The organism is Vibrio comitans (assembly GCA_024346835.1).
GTDB lineage: Bacteria > Pseudomonadota > Gammaproteobacteria > Enterobacterales > Vibrionaceae > Vibrio > Vibrio comitans.
In genome coordinates this window covers 1,174,747-1,201,503 of sequence record AP024866.1, presented here as the reverse complement: position 1 = coordinate 1,201,503, position 26,757 = coordinate 1,174,747, and the positions used below count along the sequence as shown (strand labels likewise).

Here is a 26,757-nt window from a genome sequence, read left to right as displayed (position 1 = left end):
CTGCAAACACCATTAATTTTAAGTGAGGTAAAAGGTATGAAATACAGTCAATTCAATAAACACATTGAGATGATAGAGCACCACATCAAGATGATGGAGCACAATGCATCATGTTTAAGAAGCGAACTGTGGGAGTTACGATTAGCCTTTGTTGAAGGTGCATTACCAGGGGAGTTTAAAGATTCGGGAGAAGATAACGGTCAAGACGAAGTCCCATTCTAGTAATCACTGGGCGATGGGTACAACAGCACTCCGACTGTGGAGTGCTGTTTTGCCCTACTTCATGCTAGAACTCTTGCTTTCCTTTGTATCGAGCCAGTTCTGCCAACTTATCGGACAGTTCGTCTTGCATCATTTTGTAGCGCACATCCAAAATGTCATAGCGCATCCGATATTTAACGGATGTAACCGCAATATACGCGACCCAAAGCATCAACATCCAATGCATCCAACTCATCCCTTCAACCCAAGGGTTAAACCCCATAAATTGAAGCTCGAGCTCATCAGAAAGTACCGCGTGGTTGTCTGGCATCAACAGCGTCACCCACCCTTTATCTTCAAGCCCTATGTAGTAGTTATCTTCCAATACTTCACTCGTATAACGGCATTGAAGATTAGCGCACTCATACAGGTTCACCGTATCACCTTGCGCTTTGTATACCCCTACTGAGCAGGTCAGCAGTAGCACTATTGCAACAAACGTTGCACCGAAGAATCTCAACATGATGTCCACCTTATTGATTTGATTGATTTTACAATCACTCTATCAGGTCGAACCGACCCCGAAAGTCTCATTCACAAAGCCGTAAAAAAGAAATTTAAGTCGTTTTATCAGTCTGGATTTAGAGTTTGGAAATGCGCGAGGACTGCGCTCAATGAAGCAACACCGTGAATACGGGTGTCGCGCTTTTCGACTGGAGCAACATTGAAACTTTTTTCCGAGCACTGACTTACCGTGCTTCGAAGCAGCAGCGTAACGTTGGTGCCAAAGGAGAAAGACAATGACAAAACATGAATCGGCAATCAACGCAGTCAATCAGCTACAAACCATCATTGAGACGGTGTATCTAAAATCGTATGCAGAATCAACCGCACGCATCTACATCCCCTGTCTTAGCAAAGTCTGCAATTATATTAATGAGAACCTGAGCTTCACCGAGCTATCGCATGACGATATTGTTACCTTCATCAATCAATGCCAAGAGCGCCTTGCTCCTTCCACCATCAACAACTACATCAGACAATTTCGTTGCCTCACTCGGCTTGCCTGTAAAGCAGGTATCTTTAAGACAGACCCGTGTAAATCGATTAATAATCTGAAGCTGAACGCTAAATACGCTGAAAAACCGGCTTTCTCAAAGGATACCCATCTGGACTGTAACGCTTCATTGCAAGTGAGCCAAACAGGTACAATTGCTGCGCTCATTAAAATTTCCCCCTCTCCCATCATTTCCAAGACACATTGGCCTAAAAACAAGGAGCTTTCTCAAACATTTTTCGTAGAGCAACTGTCCGCTGCAAATGTAAGCGCTCAACCTACGCTCGCCCCAACTACTCTTACCAAGACCAAAACTAAAGGTAAGCATGAAAAGTCGGCCACACGCTCCAAACAGGCAAGCAGGTTTCACTGGTTCAAGTGGTTTCTGATAGTTGCGTTAAGTTCCATCTGGAAATGACCAACAAGGAGTTAAACCATTGGGACACAAGATAATGCTGTGTGTATCCACACAGTAGTGAAATAAAGTCGCCAACCAAAGGGCAAGCCAGCGACTTTATCTCCATGGTTTCTCGCTACCTTTCTTTCGAAGACTTCCTTGATAGGCAGTGATGCTAACTTTTATATGATGGGCAACCCTTCAGTTGACCACTGGTGACTGAGAAAACAAGGCAGAGAGCGGAGTGGGTTAGGCTCCCTTCTCGAAAGTGGCGGTCCTACCCACTTTCAATTGCCTTTCGGGAAGTCCCCCCTGCCTTGCAATGTAGGTATTACAAACAAGAGTTCTTAAATTTTGTGTTCAGCTTTACTTTTGAGCCAACAGCAAAAATTGAAACCCAAAGCCTTACACCACTTGGCTTCAACGCTAAGATTTTATTTTTTCTTTTCTCAAAATAGACTTTCGAGCGAAGTACGGGCAACCATAATCTAAGTGAATCAAAACCTTCTACACAAACGGTTTACGGCGCTATTGTCCTGAAACCTGGCTCTGTAAAACGTTTATGGACAAAAGCATGTTAGCCGTAGGGTTACTACGCCTTGATATATCAAGACAAGTCAACACTAAACAGTTAGCGTATTACGATACTTTACCCAAGTATTCGAAGTGCCCCTAACGAAGTTTAAAGGGGCTTATCCTTAGGTAGTTACCTACCTTCTTTAACCCCTGCGATGATTGGATCTTTCTGATCACTGATGATGCTTGGATTCACTCCGTAATGACGAGTGGTAAACGTAAAATCATTCCCCTGAGTATCAATGTTATTCTTGGCTGTTTCACCACAGTTAAATGACACTGTGATTGTCCCGTCTCCATTGGTTTCCCAAGTGTTTGAATTAACGTTCTTAACCCCCTCCATCAAGTATTTGTCTTGGTCGTAAGCAGTAATTGAAGTGAAGAATTTGTTTTTGGGATCATCAAATGTTGTGGTGTAGCAAATACTTGCACTCATCTTAGGGCTGTTAGAGTATTTGTTACCTACGAATGCTTCAGGACTCGCTCCCCCCCATCCTGCAGCATTCTCGAGGTTCCACTGGTGTAAGTCGGTTACTTTGTCGCTGGTTCTTGGGAAGGTATAGGTAAAGTTAACCATGCTGTTTACTTCAGCTGTGTATTTCTGAACCCACTTTTCGACTTCGTCATAATCGTATGGCTTTACCTGATAATCTGTAGCAAAGTTAAAGTCACCTACGTTTACCTTGTCCAGTTGAGCTACTGCATTCTCGATACCTTTTTCAGTACCTGAGCGGTAAATCAACAAGGCGTAGTCAGATTCAACGGGTAGATTGTAGCTGCTATCCTCCACAACATAATGCTGCCCGTGGCCACGCTCTGTGACTACTTGAACCGCCATGTAGTTGTTTGTTTCTGGGATAGAGAAGGTGACTTCCCCAGCCTTGGCTTTTACGATAACCACTCCGTAAAGAGTATCATCGTTCATCTGAACCGTTGGTGCAGCTTTGCCACGTGGAGGTAGTCCCTGCATCTTCACAAACTTCTCAGTGGCCCCCTTGCTTGCCCAGTTGCGATAGTTTCGAGCCGTTTCAGCGTGAGTGAAGTTTTCTTCCGTCACTGTAATTGTTTGGTTGGGATTTGAGGTTGGAGAACTGCCCTGAAATTGAGAGCATGCGGTTATATACGTAATAGCGAATGCCAATGCAGTTAGTTTAATGCATTTCATTTCTCACTCCTTGAGTTTAAGTGCTTGTTCAAACTACCAATACATTAACAGGATCAATGCATCAATGACGAGGAAACAAGCCGTTTTTTACATCTTTTTGAACGACAGAAGTTCAAAGAATAAGAAGATATGCGAAGTGTAGCTAAACTACATAAGGGCGAATAAAAAGGAAACTGGTTTAATTAGCGGTTTAAACCCATCAAACTCGATGGGCCAGACAATAAGAGGTTCGGGATTGAACTTTTCTGGAAGGAGGAAAATTCAACCCTCGTTTTAGATTATAACTGGAAGGCACAAGATTTAGCAGTCCTGAGTTTCTATGATGATTTGATATGCGTCAGGAAAGCCTTTGTCTTCTGCTTCGATATACCGAACACGACATTTCCGTAGATCGTCTTCTAGTATGTCGAAGCCGACTCTTACTTCTCCATTACCGGTAGCTCCCTCTGGGTAACAATTACCGCTTCTTGAGGCATAACAAATATCCCAATCAGTCGATGCACCGCTTCCATCTTCAGGTACGAACCCTCCGAAATCAGTAAGCTGAATGATGCCCACGCCACCATCTTCGGCATAAGCTTCGGGATAACCTCTTTTTAACTCTAGGATACCTAAGTTAGTTTCTGAATATGGGGGACTTTTGGGGCCAGATCTGCCTTCATTTTCAATACCATCTATCGCCGCTTTCGAATAAGCCAACTTAGCCGCATCATGCAAGGCGCCCGCCGCTCCATGCACAGCAGCAATACGGGCATCCCTTTGCAGATTCAGATACTTAGGAAGAGCAGTAACGGCTAATATACCCAAAACGACAATAACCACCACTAGCTCTACTAGGGTGAAACCACTAACTCGCTTCTTCATGTCACCGACTCTCTGACTAAAAAATAGACAGAGAAACTATCAACTGAGTTGATGTATGCCTAATGATTCTCGGTAACATCTGTTATTACCGAGGTGACTATTGGATTATTCTTAAAAAATCGAAAGTATTAATTGCTACTTTAAACGTACCTGCGTAAAAGCAACGTCATTTAGCAGAGAAACCTGACATATCACTATATACTAAGTCTTTCTTCTTATCTGGCAGTTGTGATTCTTGTCATTTGTATCATTCAATATAAATCCTCCACTGTTTTCCATTTCATGCTAGGCCAACTAGGGCTCACTTTTGTCCCAAAGCTTGGATCTGTAAAACGTTCTTGGACATAAACGAGTTAGATGTCATATTCAAAAACAATCTACAAGTGTTAGATGTACGTTTCGTATATTTTCCTTTACCACGTTTTATCCAAATCTTGTGCATATAAAGAAATCGCTCTCTGATAGGTTTTAATTGCTTCGCTGTTCGTGGTTGATATCAGAAGTTCGAGCAGCAATGAAGTCGCTTCTTTATGACGTCCTAAATTGTAAAGGCATATCGCATAAAAAGGCTGAACCTCAATTGAGCTAGGATACTCATTAAGAGTTTGTTCAAAATAGCTTAATGCCTCTGCGTACATACCAAGGCTTCGATAAGTACTCGCCAAACCAAACAAGGCATCAAACCTTTCTGTTGAACTGAGAATGCCCGAGAGCGATGACAAATAATGAGTGATTGCCTCTTTCTCTTTGCCCTCGTTGTCGTAAGACCATGCAATCTGCAAATGAGCTCTCGCAGAATACTTGTCATTGTTCAACAACGAGGCTAACAAGGCTCTAGATTCGCTGTACTTGGCTTCTTTTCGCAGTTCAGTTGCTTGTTTAATGATAGTTTCCATTCTTTTCCTTTAGATCTAACAACAGCTATTTATATTGTGAGTTAAGGTTCATTGAATCCAATCTACCCACTTGGACTATCAATATGTATTGTTTCATATCCGTATAATTTAGGCGCATCGACGCTGAATCAGGTAACCGATTTGGTTTCAATAATACCAATCTAATTTACATTCAAAACAACTCTGTTACATTAGAAGCGTATGCGTAAACTATTCACTCAAGGATGAGAGTCGTATGAATAAATTACTCGCTTTAATGGCAACCTTACTCGTTTCAAATTCCGCTTATTCAGCTACTTATCAAGTAACTAGTAATGCCGCTACAGGCAATGGGACTTTGCGATGGGCGATTGAACAAGCAAATCAAAACCCTGGACCAGACATTGTTGAAATTCCAGCGACCTTTGGCAATAACGCGCCTATCTACCCTGGCCTAGCAGGCGCTGGAGTCTCTTCTAACCCGATTATTATTGAAGATGATGTAATCATTCGTGGACTGGGTAATGACAGAGTAGTCATAGATGACAAGCAAAGGTGGATAACATCCGGCGGTCTTCTCAATGCGGGTTACCCGTTCGATGCTGGTGTGACCATACTCAAACCCTCTTCATTACTTTTTAGAGTGAACCCGAGAAATGTTGCAGGAAGAGTTATTGATGTCACTATCGAAAATATTGCAGTGACTCATACTGGCAGTGTGCTCAATGCTGATGATGCAAACGTAACGTTAAACAACGTCGCATTGTTTAACAACGTAGTCCAAGACAGCTCTTATAACTTGATTTTACATGGCTCATCAGATTTGTCTGGGCCAAACGTTGGTAGCCTTACCATCAACGATAGTCTTATTTTTGAAAACCGCGTTAATAACGGTAAAGAGCTTATTCTAGCTTTCGATACCGATCTAATTATCTCTAACACAGCCATAGCAGATAACTCTACTGGGCAGAAAGCGATAAGCTCGTCTCGAGTCCTTTCTCATGTATCGTTGCAACAAAGCACAGCGACGATAAAGGATTCATATTTCGCAGGTTTTCGGGATGCAGCTTTCTCTTTTAAACGAGCAGATGTTGAAATAGCAAACTCGCTTTTTGATGGCAGAAACTCTCTTGCTACTCGTAGTTTATTAGTCGATGATGGCGATCTGACACTGACTAATAGTACCTTGTACTTTACACCAAAAACTGCAGGCGGCTTTCCCCCTCTTTTCAATGCCACACATATTGATCTTTTGGGCTCGGCACAACTTATCGCAAACAATAACTTAATTTTTTCGACGGACCCTGAAAAAAATACACTGCCATTGATCTCTCCAACAAATTGGGCCGATACGACAATTTATCCAAGGGCTGTAAATAAAAATAACTACCTTTCTACGAATGGTGTTGCAGATACAGCTTTGAACCTAAACGCACTTGGCTGCTTTAATCGCAATCGCTGCTTTGTTCCCAATGAACTATCGTTACCACTTGTTGACATGGGTAACGATGAAGCCGCGAAGTATTCGGATGGTACCTCAATTGCTAGCGATTACCTTAAGGAGGTTCGCCCACAAGGCGCTGCCATTGATATTGGGGCATATGAAAAACACGAATCGCTATATCCTCATAACGATAGCTATACCACTGAAGAGGGTGTTTCTGTTCTCAAAAATAGCGCAGAGGGCGTCCTAGCAAATGACACAACGCCTGGAGGTTTAGATGCAACCCTTACTAAAGATGTCCTACACGGTTCTCTAACTCTTGAGGTAGACGGCTCATTTTTATATACACCCAACGACGGTTACTATGGTCACGATTCTTTCGAATACGATCTAGGAGGGAAAACGGCAACGGTAAACATCGATATACAATCAACTAATTGGATTTCTATTCCAACCAACTCTCGACCAACGACTCAGCAAGACACTTATAGCCTTCATACAACAGAAGTGCTGACCATTCATGGTCCGGGGGTTCTTGCAAATGACAGAGACGATCAAAATAGTTCAGAGCCATTTTATCAAGGACTCACATCAAGGCTTTTTAGTGATGTTTCTAATGGACAGCTTCAATTTAACTCTGATGGAAGTTTTACATACACACCAGAAGCTGATTTTGTAGGTATTGACGAATTTTACTATGATGCAGTCGATCTAAACCTCGCACACAGTTTTCCCCAAAGAGTGACTTTGCAAGTCAAGGCGGGTGAGCCTTTAATCACTGAAACTGACGAAGATAGCTCAGGACAGGCCATTGTAGGTGGTTCAGTAGGTTACTCTGGCTTGATAGTTTTACTATTGCTCATCTATAGACGTCTAACTTTAGTTAGGAGAGGTCTATTAGCAGTAGCGTTGTCGTCAGTTGCGTTATCCACCAATGCATCGACTATTGACAATAACAGTGAGGATAAGGGTTTTTTCGTTAACGCCGATCTAGGAATGTCTTACTTATCTCCTGATTTAGACGATACACAATGGAAACAAGATGATAAGTACCAGCCTGCTTTTGGTATCGGTTTTGGCTACCAATTCGATTCCAACTGGTCTACTTATGTCAGCTATAACTGGTTAAACGAGGCCAAACTAGAATCAGACGCTGTAGGCTACCCTAACACTGATGTTCAGTATCACCTGTTTAGAGTGAATGCAAAATACCGTATCAATCAGCTCTGGGGAGACAACTTTGCCCCTTTTGTAGTACTAGGGATTAGCTATATAGAGCCGAGTATCGACGGTGCGTCTGAGCTTATCGATATAGATGAAAACACTCATTTCAATTACGGGATAGGTATTAACCTTAACCGAAATGACTACGGGAAAATCGATTTGTTGTGGGAAAAGGTGTCTGATGATGTACAAATTGTCAGCGCACAATTTGTATTTGATTTGCCGCTTTAGCTATCTGTTCGAGGCTTATCGAGGGCCTCTTTACCTATTGATTATGTATCCTGAGCATATGAAGCCCCAAAATTTTCGTAACACACTTTGGGGCAAAGACGAGTTAGCGCTAGCCCCGCCAAAACGTCTCTGGACAGAAGTTTGTTTGCAGTAGCCAAGAAAATTTGACCATATGACTAGAGTTTTTCACAAGGAAAAGTAAGTCAAATACCAAACTGAATGCTGTGTAGAAGAATAACTTAAAACACAATGGAGTACAGACTTCATGAATTAACTAGCTAGGTTTTCATCACTCCAAATATCTTGAAGAACAGGCCAGCCCCAAGTATTCATCGCCACATTTTTGAGTACACCTTCAAAACGCAATGTCTGACGATGGTGGAACATTGGGATAACCCAGCCGGATGTAATCAAAGCCGAGGCTAAAGGTTCTAGTTCTTTAAGGTAAGTTGTTATAGGTTTATCACTTCTGATTTCGGTTAGACGCCCCATGAGCCAAATAGCTTCCGGCTCGGGTAAGCTTTGATGAATTATAGGGTTCGACCACATCCAATAAAACGCGGAAATGGGGCGGTTCTCATCTAGGTTCATACTGGTGAGTAACAAGTCTTCATTCAGTTCATTGTTGACGGCCCTTTGGTGAAACTCTTCGAATGAATAAACCTTGGTTGTGCATTTCACCCCTACTTGCTCCAGCAACTCAGTGATTATCGGGGCACATTTTTTGAGTGCTTTGTGCTCAAAGATGCCTATAGTCAGTTTTTTAGGGAGCGGTTCAACACCATCTTGTATTTGCAACATACCAAGCCAATCAGGGAGCAGATTGTAGGCGGGAACAGCTTCGACTTTATCCGTGGTAGAGGCTATCTGCTTCAAAAGCCGTTCAGTGGAAACAAGTTGGCTTAGGTACTTACGCTGAGACAGAGACAATTTCGCACGGCTATTCACGAGAGTCAGTAGACACCCGTCCTCTATCCTACTTCTCTGCTCACTCTCCAGTTCAGATTGCCCACCATCTACAGATAAGTAATTGGAGCAAAGAGTGCTCGTTTGCTTTCCCATTTCAGCTTGAAGAACAGTGTCTCCAAATACTCGTGAAGATTGCTCAGCAACCTGCCAAATCGTAATCGACTCTGTAAGGGCTCGAAAGCCATGATAATCATCAAAGGCCTGTAGCGTCAGTTGCTGAGGAGTGTGCTCAGTAACCTTGAACATACCGCTTCCAACCACTTTCCTCGCTCTTAAGTCTTGAACATAAGGCTGAATTGAATACTTGATCTGAGATAACAGCCCCGCTAGTCCGGGGTCAGACTCACTTAATTCAAACTCGATACAAAGGGGATTAATAGCCCTTATATCCTTGATATGTGAGAATTCTTGCTCGTAAACTGCAATGCCTCTTAGTTGCTGAAATAGTTCTGCGACCACTTTCGAGGTAATGCCACTGCCATCATGAAACTTGAGATAGGGCCTTAGATAAAATCGCCACACCAGCGTTTGCTCATCATAATTCCAATGGTGAGCAAGGTCTGGCTGAATGTGTCCTAGTTCGTCACATCGAGTGAGGCAACTGTATACCTGCCGTAACAAGAAGCGCTCACTGTTTCGTTGGGAAATGTGTGGAACCAAGGAAGAGAACTGGCGGTTATAGGTAAGCTGTACATGCAGTCGCCCCTGATGTTGCTGTGCTCCAGAGGTTCTTTTCAGCAATCGCCCAAACAATTCCTGGTCATTGTCTATTAGGTTGAGCGCCTTTTCATAGCTCCCCTCTCGCATGAGTTGCTGAGATAACTCTGACTTCATGCCTTCCAAGCTGTAGTTTAGGAAGAGGTGCGAACGTTGATTGCGCCCTACTTTTGGAGTCCATTCTATCCAACCTGCAATGCTGAGCTCTTTTAGTAACGCACGACAGTGCCGTGTGCTGGTGAACATGGTCTCAGCCAATTCGGGTAACGTCGTAAGTATCTCTTTATTTACGCCTAGCTTGGCTAAACGAGAAAAATACAGAATCTGTTTTTCGACATTCAAATTAGGCACTCCTAACTGTAATTTATTTCCACATTTAATCCCATATCGCCGATTCTATACTATAGCATCGCTGCAAATAGTGATATGTGGAAATTCCATAAATTCTATTCTCTGTTTTTGATCTCCGTATTTTATTGATAATAAACCCAACTAACGGAGGTTATGACATGTTGACAGCAATAAAGACTTTTCTTCAAAACCTGAACTCAAAATCTATTACCACTTACTACCAATCCCGATGCGAGCAAGCAAAAACGGCATTGGAATTGGAAGCGATAATCTATACACAATCACTGCTTTCTCTGTACGACTGGCGTGACTCTAACAATGACAAGGCAAACAAATGAAAATCGAACACATAGCTATCTGGTGTGAAGACCTAGAGAAAATGAAGTCTTTTTATCAAACCTTCTTTAACGCTGAGAGCAACAACAAATATGAAAACCCGAAAAAGGGTTTCTCTTCTTATTTCTTGTCTCTCTCAAAGGGTGCTCGCATCGAGTTGATGAAAATGGATTCGGTTGAGATTCTACCCAAGAATGTTCAAAAACAGTTTACTGGGATGGCACATGTAGCGTTTTCACTTGGAAGTGTCGAGAAGGTTGACCAGTTGACCGAATCGCTCGCCTCAAACGGAATTGAGATTATCAGTGGACCACGCTGGACCGGTGACAGATATTATGAGAGTGAAATCTTAGACCCTGAAGGCAATCGTGTGGAGATTACGGCTTAATTATGAAGACTGAAAAAGAAAAGATGCTAGCAGGCGAAGCGTACCTGGCTTCCGATAACGAACTGTTTGAAGAGCACTCTCGATGTCGCGAACTCCTAATGCAACTAAACCAAACCACGCGTCACTCAGATACTTGGAAATCGACTCTAGAAAGCTTGTTGCCAAACAGAGTAGACCTACCGCAGATCAATCCGCCCTTCTACTGTGACTATGGCAGTAACATCATTTTTGGGAAGAACTTTTACGCCAACTACAACTGTACTGTGCTAGACGTAAACACGGTGGAATTCGGCGATAATGTCATGCTCGCCCCTAACGTGCAGATATACACCGCCGGTCACCCACTTGATGTAAAACAGCGCGTCGAGGAAGGCGTTGAGTTCGGACTGCCAATTAAGATTGGACACAACGTATGGATTGGCGGCGGGGCAATCGTCTGCCCTGGAGTAAGTATCGGAGACAACACAGTGATCGGTGCAGGCTCTGTAGTCACCAAAGATATCCCAGCGAATGTGCTCGCTGCAGGAAATCCTTGCCGTGTACTGAAGGAACTGCACCAATAGAAAACAGCACTATGAAACAGTACCAGGGTTTTCTGTGCTACCCGAGTAAGGCCTAGATTCATTGCTGACCAGATTGATATTGTATTTCCAATTCACAATTTCCTAGAATTGCCCACCTAATGTACTGGAGTTCTTAGAGCTCCAGCATATTTGAACCCTTTAAAATTTCAGCAAAGCCAGAGCAAAGCTATTAAGGCAGTATTAGACGTTTATAGCTAACTTTTGGACATTTCCGTGTCAGGGGATTTACTAATTTAGTGAACAATGAATTACCTCAGGTATACCAATACTGCTGTTAAAGTGACCGTGCTTTAGTTAGATAAGAGTAAAATGTTCAGCTCACCAAGAATAAATGGCATCAGCTCTTTTCTCTTGCCATACTATAGCTTTTGCAAGATTTAGCACCAAGCCCCTCAACAGATGTGGCTTCGAAGTGGTACTTGGTCAACATTGGCAACTGGCGGCCAAATTTCTACATTGTCTTTTGAGCCGTACTAGCCACTATCTTCTGTGTGCTCTAACTACTAGCGAATCGACTATCTTGCTCATATGCCCCTAATGAATACCAATTAGCCTCGCTCTGCCAAAAAGAAGCTATATGGGACAAGTGTGGGTCAGTAGCCATATCATCAGCCACTATTTGCGCCGCGACCGCACATTCGAGTAAATCATGAATAGTAGGTTCAGCAGAGACTGTCAGAGGCGCTGCTATAGACAGCACAAATAATAATTTTTTGTAGGACTGTTTCATTATTCTCTTTATCTGCTTTTTATAACTTTCATCAGTGATTTACTTAGCCATCGGGTCATAGGGTCACTCATAAGTCGGTTGGAATAAAAAAGGCCGATATCCCCAACTGTTATTTCTCTATCTACTGGTATGACCGCAAACTGGTCATCTAATTGTGCTCCGGTCATAGCCGGACAGAAGAACACCATATCAGAAGTTAAGATGCTCCGAAGTATTACGCTCATATGACGGCACTGTAAATGGACATCCATATTGAATCCATACTCTCGGAATACCTCCATAGCCTTAGGCTCTTTGTCATTCCAATCCTTCATTATATGTACAGCGAATGCTTGGTCTTTCACGTCATGAATACTGACTTTTGATAGCTGACTCAGGGGGTGTTGTGCACGACATACCAGAACGATGCCGTCTTTACCCACCTTCCGTTGAATGAAACTCTTAGGTAGATCGATTGGGAAGTAATTCACACCCAACTGGATTTCCTGAGAGGACATTAAATTCGGTGTAGACCGATCCCAGTCCTCAATAATCAGGTTCATGTTCGGGGCTTGAGATTTGATGAGCTGAAATAGTGGCGGTACTAACCATTCGGCGATAGAGGAATTTATCGCAATCGTGATGGTCTCGCTACATTCCGCAGGATCAAAATCCTGTTTAGAGAAGATACTTTCCATATTAGAAAGCAGTACAGGAACGTCACGTTCTAGTTCAAGGCCACGGGCTGTAAGCTCTAGGTGTTGGCCATTGCGAACCAGTAACTCGTCCCCTAGCAGGTCGCGGATTTTGGCCAAAGACCGACTAACGGCCGACTGGCTGGTTTTCAAGTGGCTAGCCGCTACGGTAGTACTTTTGTACTTTAGGAGAGCGTGCAGTGTGGTCAACAAATTTAAGTCTAATTTAGACATAGATCCAATGCTCAAAATTTAATAACCAGCCAAGTCAGTGACTATGGCTGGTTTTATCAGGTAGGTAAACTTATTTCTCTACACGTATGAAAGGAGCTGATTGCCACACATCTTCACGAGCATCCTCACCTGGAGTGTAGATTCGAAGAACCGAGTACCAGGTACCGTTAGGAATAGGGAGGAAGTTAGGGTCATCAGCCTTATCTTCCGTTTTAGCACTCATGGTTAGGGTGTATGTGCCATCTTCATTTGGAACCATTGTGCGGTCACCTCGTGAGTGCCGGTTCAATTCATTGTATTCCATGATCAGACTTTCACCACCGTAGTTGGTGTATGACCAGAAACCACCGTCTTCAATCGGTGGCGCAGTGAATGTCACTGTGTAGTCGTATTTGGAACCGTCCAGCTGCTGACCTTCACTATCAACGTACACTCCTTGATACAAAGTGTGCTCTGCAGGAAGACCCCACTGACCCAAGTACGTACCAAATGCGTGTTGGAAACTAGGTACAATGCTCATTTCTTCACGAGTACCAAGGATTAGACGTGAATCATCGAAACCAGCGTTTGAAATGTGTTCGAAACCATCCTTCTCACCTTGCTCAATTAGTTTCAGCTCGGCTGTAGTAAATTTGGTACCCACGGGTTCACCGAGTTTGAGTAGGCTGAACTGTTCTAGCAAATCCGCATCATGGTCACGCATAGTACCTTCGGACAGAACAAAGTTTACACGCTCTATCCAGTTAGTATCTGCTGGATTCGGATAGTCACGAACCACTGGATCTGGGCCTTTCTCACCAAGAAACTCAGACAGAGTACGGAGGTTCCAACCGTCCATATTACGACGAGCTTTAACTGAGTCTTCGCCGCCCGTATCCATGATACGCCCCATCAACTTAGAGATTGGATGCTCAACATAGATAACCTCGGTCACACTTTCAGGAACTTCACCCTCCCAGCCTTCAAGAGCGTACATGAACATCCCTCCCTCAGCGCCGTAAGCGACAGAGCCGATAGTAGAATCCGTGTAGTGACCCATATCCATAGTATGCAATAGCCAGTAACGACCTTCATCCTGCTTAGGAATCGTGATGATGACCGGTTCAGCAGCAAGATCCATCCACCCCATAACATGTAGAGTATCGTTGTTGATAGTAGGGTGCGCAGTATATGTGTGGTCGGCAAGAATGCGGATGTTCTCGAAACGGTTTAGCGGATAGTCTGCCTCAATTGCCGTGTGGTAAAAGTATTTGTAAGCCTCATCGATGGAATAAGCATACTCATAGGCCAATTGAGCGATTTTTTGCTGGTCTTGAGCCTGAACAGCCTCCGATGCTTGCGTAAAACGGATAGTATCTTCTGCCGAAGCAACCAATGGAGTAGCAAATAGCGCACTTGTAAGTGCTACTGCGATAAATGTTCTTTTCATGTTAATCCTTAAAGTTGATAGTTGAATTCGATGCGGTGGTCACCATCGTCGAATGAACGCACCTGATCCCAGTTAGCGTAATAACGGACATTGAAGCGCGGCTGGATTTGATAGGAAACAGCAAATTCGTGAGTAAGCAGGTCACTTCGACCAGCAAAACCGTTGTCGGTAAAGTCGTCTGAGCCAGAAAGGGTAGTCATCCACATCGGGTTGTAATTCAGCCATAACTTATCGGTGACATTAATCCTCGCGTAAGTACCGATAACACCGAAAGTACCAGGGATAAGATATCCCGCTTCTTTAGATCCATCGTCTTCGACAGCATTACCAAAGGCCACACCCGCTCCCGCTAGAGGGTAAAGGGTTAGTGGACCAAATGAAGGTAAAGCTTGGATTATGCTGTAAGAGACCGTACCCGACTCGTTCTGGAAGTCGTAGTTCATATCGATTTGCTTACCACGTCCATTGGTTAGTTCAACACCGAAGTTACGAAAGCGAAATGAATCAACAGAATCGTTAGCATCACTTCGACCTCCAAGAGTTTCGCCACCTATACCTTTAATCTCGATGACGTTCATTGCCGCAGTGATGTCACTACCGGTGTCGTACATCTGACCAATTTTTAGGTTAAGGCCTCTATCCGTCATACCCGCACCAACTTGGGTAAAAACCGCTAGTGGATCGGACATATCAGCAACTTCATCATTGGCAATTACGATTGTTGGCGCAACTAAAGGTATAGTCAGTAATAACAGTTTTTTATTCACACTCAGCCTTTATTAATCAGGGTAAACTAGGTTTTGAGGCGATAATATAGAAGTTTAGAGGCGGCAGATATGAGTTCTCGCGGGTATGATATATATCAATATTGATATACCTAACAACTTCTGAACATCAGCAATTAAGGGTTTGATACACATAGTAGTTAAGCGATTTGTCGTAATATGACTGGCCGTTTTCAGGCTATTTGCTTTCTGGTTTAACTGATAATCAACCTTAAGAAAAGGATATGAATAGCCACCAAGTTAGTAAGTGTAAATTAACCTACAGAGCATTTAACTATTCATTACCCCTCATGGAGCAAGTAGCGAATTAAACCGTTGTAACTAAAAGGGGCATAAATGAGTTTGAATGAATTGACGTGATGACAAAACCTATAACTGAAATGTATAGGTCATCCAAAAATATGTGGAATGTGACTTTTTAATTATTTATCAATGCTTTAAGTGGCAACTAAACCTTAGTCACTAAACCTTAGTTCCCTGAGTCTAACTGGGCGAATAATGTCTATTAGAGTCTGTCAGTTCAATATCAAACAAATAAGTAACTAATGCCTATTGGCCCTACGTAGCTCTTTAGTTTTATTTAAGCTAACGCTCTGAATTTAAATAAAATTATTTAAATTCGCTATCTTTTAGTACGTTTTAGTATTTGATTTACTAATTAGTAAATCAAATACTAAATTGGTGACTCCAAATGCTCAATGTGAGTGAACTAAGGGATGTTTAACTGGCTTATAAACAACAGCTTAGCTATTTTAGATTTTCGGGGGTTATTGAGTTTTCTTGGCCGGACTTTGAGGCGTAAACAATGCTGTGCTACTAAAATTTAGTTCCAACCACCTGCCTCAATATATTGCATCAACAAACTAGGGTCGTGTTTAATGCCCCATCAGCACACAATAGGCATTGACGACATTATGAAATAACGCCTATGTGCGTCATTTAGTAAGCACAACAAGACGTTATCATCGAATGGTAATCGCCACCCTAACAAACTTTGGGGCATCTATGAGTTACAGAGATCTACCCCGCCAACACGAATTTGGACATTTCTGAGTTAGCGCTAGCCCAATCAATGCATCGTTGGACAGTTCTGAGTTCTCTATCTCTTTATGAAAAGGAATAGCATCTTTTCGCCTCACTCCCTGGGCATCAAAAATACTAGAAACCTTCAAATTGTGGCGTGTGAGGAATTGCAACTGCTCCGCAGTTAGACTAGCTTTCATTCGTTATTATTAAGCTGAAAATTTCGTTAAAGTATGGTCTTCAGATTCTAATTAAAATGCTACACCTAAAGAGAATGATAGTTGGTCCATTTCTGAAAACATAAAATCTGAACGTTTATATTCAATTGATGAAGACAAGAACCCAAAACTCACTGATCGTAACCCAACACCGTATGTTAATGCGTTCTCTTGATATGAGTCAGTGTCATAACTTGCTTTCATCTTTTCTTTGGTGAAATTCCAACCGACTATCAGATAAGGTTTTATTTGAGAGTGAACAGCATCGTCGAAAGCCCAAGTGTAACCAATATTCAATTGTGGCTGAATAATCTCAGAATCACTTTTTTCAGACTTTAAACGTTGATAAGCTGTTGAGATGCTAACCAAATGATTTACATCAAAATTCACTACACCACCGATACCACGATCATGAATATCGTTACCATCAATACTTGAGGACATAAACTCAATACAGATATTATTTTCAGGCTCTCGGTAACTGATGCCCAACTCTGGTTGACTAGGTTCTTGAGAGAATGCAAAAGCAGGCAACATGGCTATTGCTAAGATTAGCTTTTTCATTGTGAAATCCATGAGTCTGATTTAATCAGTTCTGCAATTAGGTAGTGATTGCCACCTATAAATTGTGGTAAAAATTCAACATTCGCAGGGCGCGAGCCCACACCCAACTTGCTTTTGACTTTTGGGATATACTTGAAAGAGGCATCTTTGATCGGTATTGGAGTGAAAGTTGAGTTTTTAACTTCATATCCATTGTTATTAAAGTCACCAATGTTGTCCAACCGAACGTTCCATGCATAACGAATTGTAAGGTTATCATAATCCTCATCAGTTTCAGGTTCGGGGATCGTAACCTTTACGGTAGTTTGAACACCAAGTTCGGAAGGTAAAAGTGCAGTTTTGTCATGTCCAGAAAAGAATGGGATGATACTAATTGCATTGCTCTTTGGCTCAAAATGCTGAATGTACTGAACATCAAATTTTTTGTCAGTCAAGTTCACGATTGAGATAGTTTGACTTGTCTGCTCAATATCACCATCTTCATGAACCTTTTTATGTACTACGGCAACAATAGCTTTTTCTTCCTGGTGATCATCTTCACCAACAAAGCATTTTGCTTGAACCACACCGATTGAGGTTCCTGTGTCTAGATCTCCACAGTATTTGTGTAAACTTATCTCAGGCGCACCTGATGCTCTAGCAAGATCATAAAAACGATCCATACTATGACCAAGTTTAACTTTGATACCGCTATCAAGAGTGCAAGTTTTATCTTTCTTGTTAAATTTTCCATCAAGCTCATGCTCGCAATTCCAAACTTGCTTGCCTACATCAACAGCTTTTTCCGCTTTGTCTTTTAAATCATCTAGGTAACAACCTGATAGGGTTGAGGTGATCATTGAGACTAGGATTAGTTTTTTCATTTCGAGAAATCTCATATTTCAAAAATATATGGCAAGCACGACTTGCTACCAGTGGTTTATATAATCATTAATCGACGCAATGATTTATTAGTAATTTGAGGGCCACCGCTAGGACTCGTGATATATGAAACCTTTGCAGCTATCGAAAAACGAGTAAGTAATAAGTCAATAACTTTTCCATTTACTTACCGCACTCCTATTTGGTGCTTCCCTAACTTGAATCGATGAACTTTATAGCTGTGTAACCGCTCAATTTGTGGCATAAGTTACGATTAAATTTAAATAAAAACAATCATAATTTACCGCAATACGATAACTTATGATTGAGAAGGGAGATTTTGAATTGAATCACATGTTTGTCGCAAGAACTATGAAAATCAATACTTTAGAGTGGACCGTGAGATGAAAAAACGCTGATTTTTAACCATAAAATTACACAGTGAAAAATAAGATTTCACGTTGAAATGCGGGGTCGTAGGTGACTTTTGAGGAAGTTTACTTCATTAACAGGAAACCCAAAGTCTTACCTGTATCTAGGAAAGGCTCATTACTCAAGAACAATGATGGGTCGCCCCTAGAAGCCTACCCTGCAGGAAAATTTTAAAACTCGAACTGTTGTGTAAGATAAAAGGACATCGTATTGCGATAATTTCTTCTCGTGCTAACCTGTTTACCGAGTGTGATGTCGCTCGACAGACAGAGATTAATCCGGAGTTAAATATGGAACAAAGTATCGTTAGATTCTCAGTAATCGTTCATCGAACATTGACTACCTTGATTGCTATTAGCGCCATGGTATCTGTAATGCTTTGGGTTATGGCGACCTTATACCCAGCAGAATGGCTCGACGCATCTTTCCCTGTCGAAGTGAGTATGCCGATATCCCTAGAACGATCTTTACTTGGCTTCATACCTGCAATGTTGCCAGTCATGCAATTCATTGTCATTTTCTATTTGCTTGCTAGTCTATTTCAGCTCTATGCGAACCATCAGATATTTGAAATTGGAAACGCACAGAAAATTAAGCTGATCAGCTACGCTCTTCTTGCCACACCCATTATTACTTTAACTTCCGACCTAACTCTTTCTTTTGTTTTAACTTATTCAGAGGGAGACTGGCACACAAATGTCCATTTTTCAGACAGCGATCTGACGTTCTTTATTGTTGGATTGGTTGTCTTCTGCATCAGTAAAGTAATGTTGTTTGGTGCTGAAATTAACGAAGAAAACCAACTTACTATATGAGTATCACTGATTATGATTATTTTTAATATTGATGTGATGCTAGCAAAACGTAAGATGCGTTCCAAAGAATTGGCATCTAAGATAGGGATTACAGAACAGAACCTATCCGTACTGAAAAATGGTAAAGCTAAGGCCTTAAAGCTAACTACGCTAAACGCTCTTTGCCAACATTTAAATTGCCAGCCTGGTGACTTGCTTGAGTTTGTTGAAGATATCGAATCTGAGTCCGAAAATTAACGTAAAAATAACCATGTAACTGCCGACCCATTGGCGAATAGCTACAGGTACTCTCCCATAAACTTTGGATTTGCTGACTATTCGTGCTCATATAATACTCAAGAGGCATAGAAAGCACTTGAATTAGATTTGTGACATCAAAGCTAACTTAAGTCGCTTCTCCTAACAAACTTTGGGGCATTTCTGAGTTACGGAGATCTACCCCGCCAACACGGATTTGAACAGAAGTGAATTACAGTTTTTGCTAAATTAGTATCTAACGGATAAATTGTGGTATTGAAAAACCTCTTAGCGACTGGCCAAGTCAATTCACCCACTACAGAATTGCTACATCACACTTTCTGGGTATTTTGATTGAGTTTTGTACAGCCTGCTTTAACCCAATTTCGAGGTAATTTTGGCCTCGATTTTGTGCTCTACTTTGCGTTCATCTGAGCAACATATTTGTGAGCATTTCGAGTAATGGTGAACTTCTTACTGCCACTGCTGTTATACCCTGCTGTGATTAAGCCCAACCGACAAAGGGCATCGAAGTCATCATCAACAAAAATTGGCTCTGTGATACCCAGTGAACGTCTATCACCACCTGCAATCATATAACCCTCGCCACCGCCACCAAGAGTTTTTAGCTCCAGTATGAAGCTAGCTTTGGACTCGACAAAGTTCTTGAGAATACGCAAAGCTTGCTCTGACAACTCCGCACTCGGACGAATAACGTGAGCTATGGTACTTAGGCCGGATAAACCAGCCGCAATACCGGCTACTGAATCTTCGATGAAGTTCAGCTTACTCATAACCGCATCGTGGTTCTCTTGGAGTAGCCCATCGACACCACGTACCAGTTCACTGTTACCTTCAATCTGAGTACGGATGTTCTGGTATCGGTTTTCTTGTAACCAATTTAAGAAGTCGTGGTACTCCCTATCCGACTTAGCATCTCGACCGGATTTGAAGTTGTAGATTAGTCCAATGATTGTTGCTGCTCCGCCCAATAGCTCCATGCTGCCCTCTGACAATTCATTTTTGTGGTTATTACCATACCAGTTGCATGGAAAATTAAGAAGGTAGTAAACCCCAGTTCGAGATCACCATATAACTACCTTTAGACACCAACAAAGCACCCAAAATTGAATACTTCTGACGCGATCCCATTGCTTGCGGTACAAGTGGTTGTCGCGTAAATCAGACGAGAAACCCAACCGTCTAAAGTTAGGTCATTCTATTATTGATACTTAAAACCACATTGCTGAGCCAACATGTTTTGGGGCATTTCCGAGTTACGAAGTGCTAGCTGTGAAAGTTTTGGACATTTTTGAGTTATGAAATTCCCACTGTGAAAAAGCGACCAGAGAAGAGGTCGCTTTTATTACAATTTTTCCATATTAAGAACTATGGTTAACAGCCATCAAGGACCTTTGTCACCGTGGGTAGTTCACCACGTACATTTGTTCTTTGATATTCTACGAAGCATTCGTTGTTAGGCTGATCCTTTAATGAAATTCTAATCACTGGCCCTTCGACTTCTTGTCCGTTATCTTGACGATCGAGATTGAACTCATCTTCTGATAGTTGCACAAAGTACGTCAATGTCGGGCTGTGTGTATCCATGTAGCCATAATGAATGCGCACCCCCTCTGGACCTATATCCTTGTGCCTCCAGTCAGGTGTGTTTTCTTCGCCTTCAATAGCCGCTTTTCCGTAGACGATGTGGTTCGCATCATTAATTGCACCCACAACACCTTGTAGTGCGCTTACTCTAGCGTCGGATTGTAGATTTAAAAATCTCGGTGCGGCCGTAACTGCCAAGATCCCCAAGATTACAATAACTACAACTAATTCAATTAGAGTGAAGCCTGATTGCTTATTCATTGTTTGTTCCACAAATGCATGATTCTCTGAGACGCGATAGTGCCATGAATTAGCCCTAGATATTTACCATTACGCGCCTAAGAGGGAATCTTATGGGTTCTTCGAGTCATTTGTGGACTCAAAAAAGGGAAGTGAACGAAGCTCCTTGTTAATCTAACAGTCTTTTGTGAACCTGCGACCAGTTGTGTTTTATCTGAGTGGCTTTTTGAAATGAAATCAACGCTTCAGCATTAGAGTAATTATACCAAGTTGTCGTTTTGCCGTTATGGAACACTGTGAGGTCTAACAAACTTTTGGACATAAACGAGCTAGCGGTGATCGTGCTAGTACGTCTCTGGACAAAAAAGCGTTAGCATTAGTCGCCCTTACACATCTTCAGACAGGAATGTGCTCACCCCCTTCCCCGCACACTGCAAGAGCTAGGTTTCAAACTAACGACTCAAATTACGAAATGATTGCGGTTATGACTTCAATTAGAGGGCTATGTTCGTTGAAGTTAGTTACAACAGCCTTCAACTGAAGGTCAATAAAGTCACTCCACTCTTCCATGACTTTAACTCGTGGGCCATAAACATTCTCTCTATAGTATGCTGCACGCATACTATTGCTATCAATATGGGAGAGACATGCATCTACAACGTGGCTAGGGATCAAATCTTCGTGTAGCTTCGTACACCCATGCTTCGCGTGCCATTTGCTGCCATCTTACCTCTTTAATAAGTCAACGAAAGGCATATTAAATTCTACCTATATAATTTTTGGCTAGAAAACCTACTAGTAGTAACTCGCATATTTACTAGCTAGTAAATATATCAGCGAGTACCCGTATATTATCGAGTAATAAAAAACAATTGATTATTTAACATTTCCTTACTGTCGAATTACTGTAAGGACGAACCATGTTTTATTTAAAAGCGATGAATATCGGTGCGCTCGTCGCTCTGTTAATATCTCAGTCAGCGGTGGCCATGGTTCAATCAACACCACTTCGCACCTACGCCTCATCTCCTTTTCAATCAACATCTTCAGCAATGCAGTTGAGAAGTGGGTTTAATCACGAAAAGAACGAGATATTTGCTTTTGCCAGTATGGCTAGCATATGGGCCCAAAGTGATGAGTTTGAACTGGACTACTACCAAAATCATGCTTTTGTTGGGTTTAATTTCCAACCTACTGACAGGGTGATGACTGAGTTTACGTATCAATATTCTTGGGCAGGAGATAACGGTTTAGACTCATTTGTAGCGGATTTTCATGATGCATTTGATATTGGACACAATGGACGAGATCTTGTTTCAGAAAATCAGTTTAATATGCGAAGCAAAGCATACAACTATACCGCTACTGAATTTAAAGGTGAAACAATGGCGAATGCAATGCACCTTTACATTCAATATCAAATACTGGAAAACGCTAATCATGGATTATCTATAGGCGGCACATTGTATTTTAATGATGTCAATAATTATCCATTTGAGAAATCCACTTTTGAACAAGCTATTCAATTAAACTATGCATACAGAAAAGACAATCACTCATTATTTTCAAGCTTAGGCTACACCTTTCATGACGATGATGCTTTGTTTATGAGTAATATTCTCAATAGTTCCACCTTAGCGTTCTCAGCGGGATATGCCTATCGATTCTTTAACAATCACGAAGTCATTGGCCAATACCACATATATGAAGGTGCCCTGAGTGATAACAGTGAGTTCTCAGACCCGTCTCAAGAAATCATTCTAGGCTATCGCTACACCTACAACGATTGGTTAGCCGTTGAGGTATCAGCGACTGAAAACATGGGAAACATGGACAACTCAACGGATATCCATTTTACCGGCGGCCTTAGATTTTACATCGACTAACCTACTGGCTCATATCCGAATTGTTGCTAGAGGCGCAATGACACAACCTATTGACTTATTGACGCGATAACTGCTGGAGGCAAAGATGCAGATTAATACCTATAACCTAACACTGTCACCGGATTTGCGAGCCATCATCGAAGAAGAACATATGTATCTCTATCGATTCAACATCGACATCCTATTGCTACAGTGCGATATTGAAAAACTTGAGACCATAACACAGACTCACCAAGTTAGTTTAACTCTCTATTTAGAAGACAGAACTTACGTTATTATTCACAAAGACCATAACCTAGAAAGTGCGTTGGAAGAGGCATTTCTTGCGCTCCAAAAAAAGTTGATGAGGCAAAGAATTAAGTCAGGTCACAAACTTCTTAGAAATAAAGTTGCTCAGTTTTTAATTAGCCTCCCTACCAAAGCTTCGAATCTCTTTATAGCAACTAGAAAACCTCAACTAAAAGGCTGAGGCTAGGTAATGACTCGAACTATTCCATTGCGAAACCTCACTACATTCTGTTTTTTCAATCTTGTAGTTGACGACATGCGAAGGGGCTAGGTCTAGCCAACCTCCTTCGCATTTAACTACAAGTCACTCATAGTCTATAGTAAGACTGGCTTGCAGAGTGGCCTTAGCGCGAACTCAATACGCCTTTGCCCAAGCCTCATGCTTAATGCTCGATATCAACTGTAATTGTCGTACCTTCATTACTTGATGTTATATCAAAAGAGGCATTAATTAATCGCGCACGTTCGGTCATACTCTGTAATCCTAATCCTTGCGACTTCATTGCTTCCTCTACGTTAAAACCAATCCCATCATCGATAACTTGTAGAACCACATGTTGATTAATAAAACTGAGCGTAACCAGTACTTTTGAAGCCTCAGAGTATTTTGCAATATTCCTTAACGCCTCTTGAGTAATCCTGAATAAACCAAGCTCGGAGGACTTACTGAGATCAAGTTCTTTGTCAGTTGGTTCAAAATGTACCGCAATCAATTCTCGATCCGCAAAATTGCTGATTTCAGACCTCAAAGCATCAACTAGGCCTAAGTCATCAAGTATTGATGGATGTAATCGGCGAGAAAGCCCATGAATGTCTTTTGCTACTAAAGAAAGGTCTTGCTTTAGTTCACTTAGGCGCTCTTTAGCAGGTGAAAGATTCGGGTCGAGCTCTAAAGAACCAATAGAAATGGATAAAACGGCAAGTCGCTGACTTAAGTCGTCATGCAGTTCCCTAGCTACGCGTCTTCGCTCTTCTTCTTGAACGTATAGCAGTTTAGAGGTTAGCTCCCGAAGTTCACTCTCGTTATGCTTGGCTTTAAGCTCAACTAACTTTTGCTCAGTAATTTCCTGAATCGTGCCACTGGCTGAGTTAAATCTCCCTCTTTTATCAAAGGAGAGTTCAGCTACCTCTCGTACCCACTTCTGAACTCCAGCCACTTCAATTCTATACTCATGTTGGTACAAACCAGTCTTAAGAGCACTAAGCCAGCTTTTTCTAACTCCTTCTTTATCATCAGCAAATATGAACTTTGCGTACTCTTGCTGAGTTAATGGAATATCACTGGAGAGCCCTAGTAAATTTCTTACTTGCTGAGAAACTTGTACTAGTTCTCTTTTTTTGTTGAGTTCCCAGTTACCAATCTTTGCCACCCTCTGAGCATTGGTGAGTCGCTTGTCATTAGCACCTAGTAATCTTATGGTTCGAGCCTTATTGATACTCAGTACAGTAGTCACAATCAAGGCTGCAATTAAACTAACCCCCAGTATCCAATAGATAAGCGAGGACCAATCCGTTCTGTGGACAACTTTTATATTGGTCCACCTATCCATAAATTCCTCAATTTGGTTATCACCTAAATCAAAGATCATCTTATTGAAAAGAGCCAGCAACTCTGGCTTGGAAGGATGGACAGCGATTGCTAGCTCAAACTTAAACTCAGTTTCCGCCGACTTTACAATATTGTCTAAGCCAAATTCATTGATTGTTTGATACATCACGTGCGGACTGGTTGCAGTGGCATCAATGTTTCCGTTGGAGAGCGCTTTGTAGACGTCCACGCCATTGTTGTAGGTTACGTAAGTTAAGTTTGGGTAATTTGTTTTCAACAATCGAGCTACAGATGAGTTTTTACTAATACCCACCCTATAACCCAAAAGGTCATCCAAGCTGTTAAATACAGGGCCATCATCGTGAGAAAAAATGGTCAGATAATAGGTAAGTACGGGCTCTGTAAGCAGTACTTCCTTTCTTCTCTTATCATTAATATTAATGGCTGGTATGAAATCAATCTCACCTTCTAACAAAGCTTGATAAGTGTCTGTCCAATTCGGGTAATCGATATAGAAGCTTTGCACCTCGTACTCTTCGTTGAAGCTTTTTACCAAGTCAGCTGCGAGACCTCCTAGGAGACCGTCTTCTTCAACATAGGAGTAAGGAGAGTACTTGGTTGGTTGAGAATAGAGAAGTCGCTTATTGCTCTCTATCCATTGTTTTTCAACTTCAGACAGTTCACTGCCAGCCGAAGATGGTGCATTGTTTTTTTCAACCCATCTGTCAGCCAGTTCTTTTTTCTCCTCAGGTGTAACCGACAGAATTGCTTTATCTAGTATTGCGACCAGCTCAGGCCAATCGTTTCGGACAGCAAAGTAAGCTTGCTTGGGTTTTGATAATTCATCAATGTTGAGGTGCCCTCTAGATTCCACTAGGGTCAAAAATCTTTGATTTATGTAATTGTCGCAAATACTTGGGTAACACAAAAAATAATCACTTTCCCCTTTTAAGACGCTATTTAGGCCCTCGTGAGTGCTATCCACTCCAAGCAACTGAATATCAGGAAGGTTATGCGACAAAAAGCGCTGCTCCACACTGTCTCTAATAACAGCTAATGTTGACTGCTCAAGTTGTTCGTAACTGCTCACCAAAGGTTGACTTTTCTTTCCGTAAAGTAAGGTCGGTGAGCCAGTAAAATAAGGGCGCGTGTATATTAGGTAGCGTTGACGATCCTCTGATTTGCTAATCAAGTGCAGCATGTCGATATGCTTATCTTCAGCAAACTGCTTATATTCACTCCATGTCTTTCCTTGAATAAATTCGAAAGACAAGCCAACCTTGCTTCCCAGCAACTGTAAATACTCAACGGAATATCCTGTAGGGGTACCATTTACAATATAATCAAAAGGTGCATTGTCTTTGGCGTTATTCACCTTTATTGGAGGGGCACTTTTTATCCACTCTAGCTCTTCTGAACTGAGTTCAACACCACTAGCATAAGTAAACGGTAAAAATACAACATAGCTTAAAACCAATGATAGAAAGTGCTTCAACATTTTTGAACGATCCTTGTGAAAATGTGGCTACTACTTATCCTAGCTAATTAAACAAAATTAGGACTGTTGTAAGTGTCAAACGTAACAAACCTCGATGTCAAGAAACTATTCTGATTCCTTCGAATCACGACGGCTAATTAATTGAACTACACACTCTTTACTTGGCTGAAAGTTACCCGTTAATTAGCATCATTTTGAATAAAGATACCTAAATGCTATTTGGACATTAACGGCGTTTTTTTAAGATAGTGGTAGCTCATACCCCGCTAATAAAAGACCCGCCACAACCTTCCTAGAATCCCTTTCT

Annotated in this window: 24 protein-coding genes; 10 read left to right on the top strand and 14 right to left on the bottom strand. The window is 41.8% G+C overall.

Features of this window, described 5'->3' with window-relative positions; genetic code table 11:
- Positions 1 to 36 precede the first annotated feature (36 nt).
- Positions 37 to 222 carry a hypothetical protein gene (locus OCU46_RS05515; protein ID WP_141269861.1) on the top strand — a complete coding sequence of 62 codons (186 nt, stop codon included), beginning with the start codon at positions 37 to 39 and terminating at the stop codon, positions 220 to 222.
- 64 nt (positions 223 to 286) lie between these two features.
- Here the strand turns inward: OCU46_RS05515 and OCU46_RS05510 are convergent, their stop codons facing one another.
- Entirely contained in the window at positions 287 to 724 is a 438-nt protein-coding gene (locus tag OCU46_RS05510; RefSeq protein ID WP_141269859.1) for a hypothetical protein, read from the bottom strand.
- Positions 725 to 1,001: 277 nt separating this feature from the next.
- On the opposite strand from OCU46_RS05510, the gene OCU46_RS05505 reads away from it, so the two are divergent.
- Complete coding sequence (locus OCU46_RS05505) at positions 1,002 to 1,676, top strand: phage integrase SAM-like domain-containing protein (protein ID WP_141269858.1); 675 nt, start codon at positions 1,002 to 1,004, stop codon at positions 1,674 to 1,676.
- A 685-nt stretch (positions 1,677 to 2,361) separates the two neighbouring features.
- On the opposite strand, the gene OCU46_RS05500 is transcribed toward OCU46_RS05505, so the two are convergent.
- The 3 genes from OCU46_RS05500 to OCU46_RS05490 form a co-directional block, all read right to left on the bottom strand.
- Positions 2,362 to 3,396 (bottom strand): hypothetical protein, encoded by a 1,035-nt coding sequence (locus OCU46_RS05500; protein ID WP_141269856.1) that lies wholly within the window; start codon positions 3,394 to 3,396, stop codon positions 2,362 to 2,364.
- Between the two features lie 300 nt (positions 3,397 to 3,696).
- The gene (locus tag OCU46_RS05495) at positions 3,697 to 4,260 is read right to left on the bottom strand and encodes a prepilin-type N-terminal cleavage/methylation domain-containing protein (protein ID WP_141269854.1); all 564 of its coding nucleotides are present in this window, start codon (positions 4,258 to 4,260) and stop codon (positions 3,697 to 3,699) included.
- A 413-nt stretch (positions 4,261 to 4,673) separates the two neighbouring features.
- The gene (locus tag OCU46_RS05490; RefSeq protein WP_141269852.1) at positions 4,674 to 5,156 is read right to left on the bottom strand and encodes a tetratricopeptide repeat protein; all 483 of its coding nucleotides are present in this window, start codon (positions 5,154 to 5,156) and stop codon (positions 4,674 to 4,676) included.
- A 235-nt stretch (positions 5,157 to 5,391) separates the two neighbouring features.
- Between OCU46_RS05490 and OCU46_RS05485 the strand changes: the two genes are divergently transcribed.
- Complete coding sequence (locus OCU46_RS05485; protein ID WP_337972454.1) at positions 5,392 to 8,034, top strand: Ig-like domain-containing protein; 2,643 nt, start codon at positions 5,392 to 5,394, stop codon at positions 8,032 to 8,034.
- Positions 8,035 to 8,304: 270 nt separating this feature from the next.
- Here the strand turns inward: OCU46_RS05485 and OCU46_RS05480 are convergent, their stop codons facing one another.
- Entirely contained in the window at positions 8,305 to 10,062 is a 1,758-nt protein-coding gene (locus OCU46_RS05480; protein ID WP_371858849.1) for an SgrR family transcriptional regulator, read from the bottom strand.
- Positions 10,063 to 10,229: 167 nt separating this feature from the next.
- On the opposite strand from OCU46_RS05480, the gene OCU46_RS05475 reads away from it, so the two are divergent.
- The 3 genes from OCU46_RS05475 to OCU46_RS05465 are packed head-to-tail and all read left to right on the top strand — an operon-like array spanning position 10,230 to position 11,358.
- Positions 10,230 to 10,409, top strand: coding sequence for a hypothetical protein (locus OCU46_RS05475; RefSeq protein ID WP_141272291.1), 180 nt, complete (start codon positions 10,230 to 10,232; stop codon positions 10,407 to 10,409).
- Entirely contained in the window at positions 10,406 to 10,795 is a 390-nt protein-coding gene (locus OCU46_RS05470; protein ID WP_141272289.1) for a VOC family protein, read from the top strand. Before OCU46_RS05475 ends, OCU46_RS05470 begins: the two co-directional genes overlap by 4 nt.
- 2 nt (positions 10,796 to 10,797) lie before the next feature.
- Entirely contained in the window at positions 10,798 to 11,358 is a 561-nt protein-coding gene (locus OCU46_RS05465; RefSeq protein ID WP_141272288.1) for a sugar O-acetyltransferase, read from the top strand.
- Between the two features lie 759 nt (positions 11,359 to 12,117).
- Here OCU46_RS05465 and OCU46_RS05460 read toward each other — a convergent pair.
- From OCU46_RS05460 to OCU46_RS05440, 5 genes are all read right to left on the bottom strand, one after another.
- Positions 12,118 to 13,017 carry a LysR family transcriptional regulator gene (locus tag OCU46_RS05460; RefSeq protein WP_141272286.1) on the bottom strand — a complete coding sequence of 300 codons (900 nt, stop codon included), beginning with the start codon at positions 13,015 to 13,017 and terminating at the stop codon, positions 12,118 to 12,120.
- A gap of 70 nt (positions 13,018 to 13,087) precedes the next feature.
- Positions 13,088 to 14,446 (bottom strand): DUF1254 domain-containing protein, encoded by a 1,359-nt coding sequence (locus OCU46_RS05455; RefSeq protein ID WP_141272284.1) that lies wholly within the window; start codon positions 14,444 to 14,446, stop codon positions 13,088 to 13,090.
- A gap of 8 nt (positions 14,447 to 14,454) precedes the next feature.
- Complete coding sequence (locus tag OCU46_RS05450; protein ID WP_167495420.1) at positions 14,455 to 15,219, bottom strand: hypothetical protein; 765 nt, start codon at positions 15,217 to 15,219, stop codon at positions 14,455 to 14,457.
- Positions 15,220 to 16,505: 1,286 nt separating this feature from the next.
- The gene (locus tag OCU46_RS05445; RefSeq protein ID WP_167495419.1) at positions 16,506 to 17,036 is read right to left on the bottom strand and encodes an outer membrane beta-barrel protein; all 531 of its coding nucleotides are present in this window, start codon (positions 17,034 to 17,036) and stop codon (positions 16,506 to 16,508) included.
- Complete coding sequence (locus OCU46_RS05440; RefSeq protein WP_141272278.1) at positions 17,033 to 17,899, bottom strand: hypothetical protein; 867 nt, start codon at positions 17,897 to 17,899, stop codon at positions 17,033 to 17,035. The genes OCU46_RS05445 and OCU46_RS05440 overlap by 4 nt, the downstream gene beginning before the upstream one ends.
- Before the next feature lie 720 nt (positions 17,900 to 18,619).
- Between OCU46_RS05440 and OCU46_RS05435 the strand changes: the two genes are divergently transcribed.
- Positions 18,620 to 19,144 carry a DUF2975 domain-containing protein gene (locus OCU46_RS05435; protein WP_141272276.1) on the top strand — a complete coding sequence of 175 codons (525 nt, stop codon included), beginning with the start codon at positions 18,620 to 18,622 and terminating at the stop codon, positions 19,142 to 19,144.
- 9 nt (positions 19,145 to 19,153) lie between these two features.
- The gene (locus tag OCU46_RS05430; protein ID WP_141272274.1) at positions 19,154 to 19,381 is read left to right on the top strand and encodes a helix-turn-helix domain-containing protein; all 228 of its coding nucleotides are present in this window, start codon (positions 19,154 to 19,156) and stop codon (positions 19,379 to 19,381) included.
- A gap of 416 nt (positions 19,382 to 19,797) precedes the next feature.
- Here the strand turns inward: OCU46_RS05430 and OCU46_RS05425 are convergent, their stop codons facing one another.
- The 3 genes from OCU46_RS05425 to OCU46_RS05415 form a co-directional block, all read right to left on the bottom strand.
- Positions 19,798 to 20,382 carry a hypothetical protein gene (locus OCU46_RS05425; protein WP_141272272.1) on the bottom strand — a complete coding sequence of 195 codons (585 nt, stop codon included), beginning with the start codon at positions 20,380 to 20,382 and terminating at the stop codon, positions 19,798 to 19,800.
- Positions 20,383 to 20,776: 394 nt separating this feature from the next.
- Positions 20,777 to 21,250 carry a type II secretion system protein gene (locus tag OCU46_RS05420; RefSeq protein WP_141272270.1) on the bottom strand — a complete coding sequence of 158 codons (474 nt, stop codon included), beginning with the start codon at positions 21,248 to 21,250 and terminating at the stop codon, positions 20,777 to 20,779.
- 444 nt (positions 21,251 to 21,694) lie between these two features.
- On the bottom strand, positions 21,695 to 21,850 hold the full coding sequence (locus OCU46_RS05415; protein WP_167495418.1) for a hypothetical protein: 156 nt from the start codon (positions 21,848 to 21,850) through the stop codon (positions 21,695 to 21,697).
- Between the two features lie 299 nt (positions 21,851 to 22,149).
- On the opposite strand from OCU46_RS05415, the gene OCU46_RS05410 reads away from it, so the two are divergent.
- Positions 22,150 to 23,115, top strand: a complete 966-nt coding sequence (locus tag OCU46_RS05410) for a DUF3187 family protein (RefSeq protein ID WP_141272269.1) — start codon at positions 22,150 to 22,152, stop codon at positions 23,113 to 23,115.
- Positions 23,116 to 23,200: 85 nt separating this feature from the next.
- A complete protein-coding gene (locus tag OCU46_RS05405) occupies positions 23,201 to 23,584 on the top strand; it encodes a hypothetical protein (protein WP_141272267.1) in 384 nt (127 codons plus the stop codon).
- Between the two features lie 202 nt (positions 23,585 to 23,786).
- On the opposite strand, the gene OCU46_RS05400 is transcribed toward OCU46_RS05405, so the two are convergent.
- Positions 23,787 to 26,450: a transporter substrate-binding domain-containing protein gene (locus OCU46_RS05400; RefSeq protein ID WP_141272265.1), complete on the bottom strand. Its 2,664-nt coding sequence runs from the start codon at positions 26,448 to 26,450 to the stop codon at positions 23,787 to 23,789.
- Positions 26,451 to 26,757: the final 307 nt, after the last annotated feature.

Bases quoted from the DNA above. Each gene is read 5' to 3' on its own strand.
- OCU46_RS05510 (WP_141269859.1), bottom strand. From the start codon at position 724: ATGTTGAGATTCTTCGGTGCAACGTTTGTTGCAATAGTGCTACTGCTG.
- OCU46_RS05460 (WP_141272286.1), bottom strand. From the start codon at position 13,017: ATGTCTAAATTAGACTTAAATTTGTTGACCACACTGCACGCTCTCCTA.
- OCU46_RS05410 (WP_141272269.1), top strand. From the start codon at position 22,150: ATGTTTTATTTAAAAGCGATGAATATCGGTGCGCTCGTCGCTCTGTTA.
- OCU46_RS05400 (WP_141272265.1), bottom strand. From the start codon at position 26,450: ATGTTGAAGCACTTTCTATCATTGGTTTTAAGCTATGTTGTATTTTTA.
- OCU46_RS05435 (WP_141272276.1), top strand. From the start codon at position 18,620: ATGGAACAAAGTATCGTTAGATTCTCAGTAATCGTTCATCGAACATTG.
- OCU46_RS05425 (WP_141272272.1), bottom strand. From the start codon at position 20,382: ATGGAGCTATTGGGCGGAGCAGCAACAATCATTGGACTAATCTACAAC.
- OCU46_RS05470 (WP_141272289.1), top strand. From the start codon at position 10,406: ATGAAAATCGAACACATAGCTATCTGGTGTGAAGACCTAGAGAAAATG.
- OCU46_RS05490 (WP_141269852.1), bottom strand. From the start codon at position 5,156: ATGGAAACTATCATTAAACAAGCAACTGAACTGCGAAAAGAAGCCAAG.
- OCU46_RS05445 (WP_167495419.1), bottom strand. From the start codon at position 17,036: ATGAAAAAGCTAATCTTAGCAATAGCCATGTTGCCTGCTTTTGCATTC.
- OCU46_RS05420 (WP_141272270.1), bottom strand. From the start codon at position 21,250: ATGAATAAGCAATCAGGCTTCACTCTAATTGAATTAGTTGTAGTTATT.
- OCU46_RS05405 (WP_141272267.1), top strand. From the start codon at position 23,201: ATGCAGATTAATACCTATAACCTAACACTGTCACCGGATTTGCGAGCC.
- OCU46_RS05465 (WP_141272288.1), top strand. From the start codon at position 10,798: ATGAAGACTGAAAAAGAAAAGATGCTAGCAGGCGAAGCGTACCTGGCT.
- OCU46_RS05455 (WP_141272284.1), bottom strand. From the start codon at position 14,446: ATGAAAAGAACATTTATCGCAGTAGCACTTACAAGTGCGCTATTTGCT.
- OCU46_RS05475 (WP_141272291.1), top strand. From the start codon at position 10,230: ATGTTGACAGCAATAAAGACTTTTCTTCAAAACCTGAACTCAAAATCT.
- OCU46_RS05415 (WP_167495418.1), bottom strand. From the start codon at position 21,850: ATGCGTGCAGCATACTATAGAGAGAATGTTTATGGCCCACGAGTTAAA.
- OCU46_RS05500 (WP_141269856.1), bottom strand. From the start codon at position 3,396: ATGAAATGCATTAAACTAACTGCATTGGCATTCGCTATTACGTATATA.
- OCU46_RS05440 (WP_141272278.1), bottom strand. From the start codon at position 17,899: ATGAAAAAACTAATCCTAGTCTCAATGATCACCTCAACCCTATCAGGT.
- OCU46_RS05505 (WP_141269858.1), top strand. From the start codon at position 1,002: ATGACAAAACATGAATCGGCAATCAACGCAGTCAATCAGCTACAAACC.
- OCU46_RS05495 (WP_141269854.1), bottom strand. From the start codon at position 4,260: ATGAAGAAGCGAGTTAGTGGTTTCACCCTAGTAGAGCTAGTGGTGGTT.
- OCU46_RS05515 (WP_141269861.1), top strand. From the start codon at position 37: ATGAAATACAGTCAATTCAATAAACACATTGAGATGATAGAGCACCAC.
- OCU46_RS05485 (WP_337972454.1), top strand. From the start codon at position 5,392: ATGAATAAATTACTCGCTTTAATGGCAACCTTACTCGTTTCAAATTCC.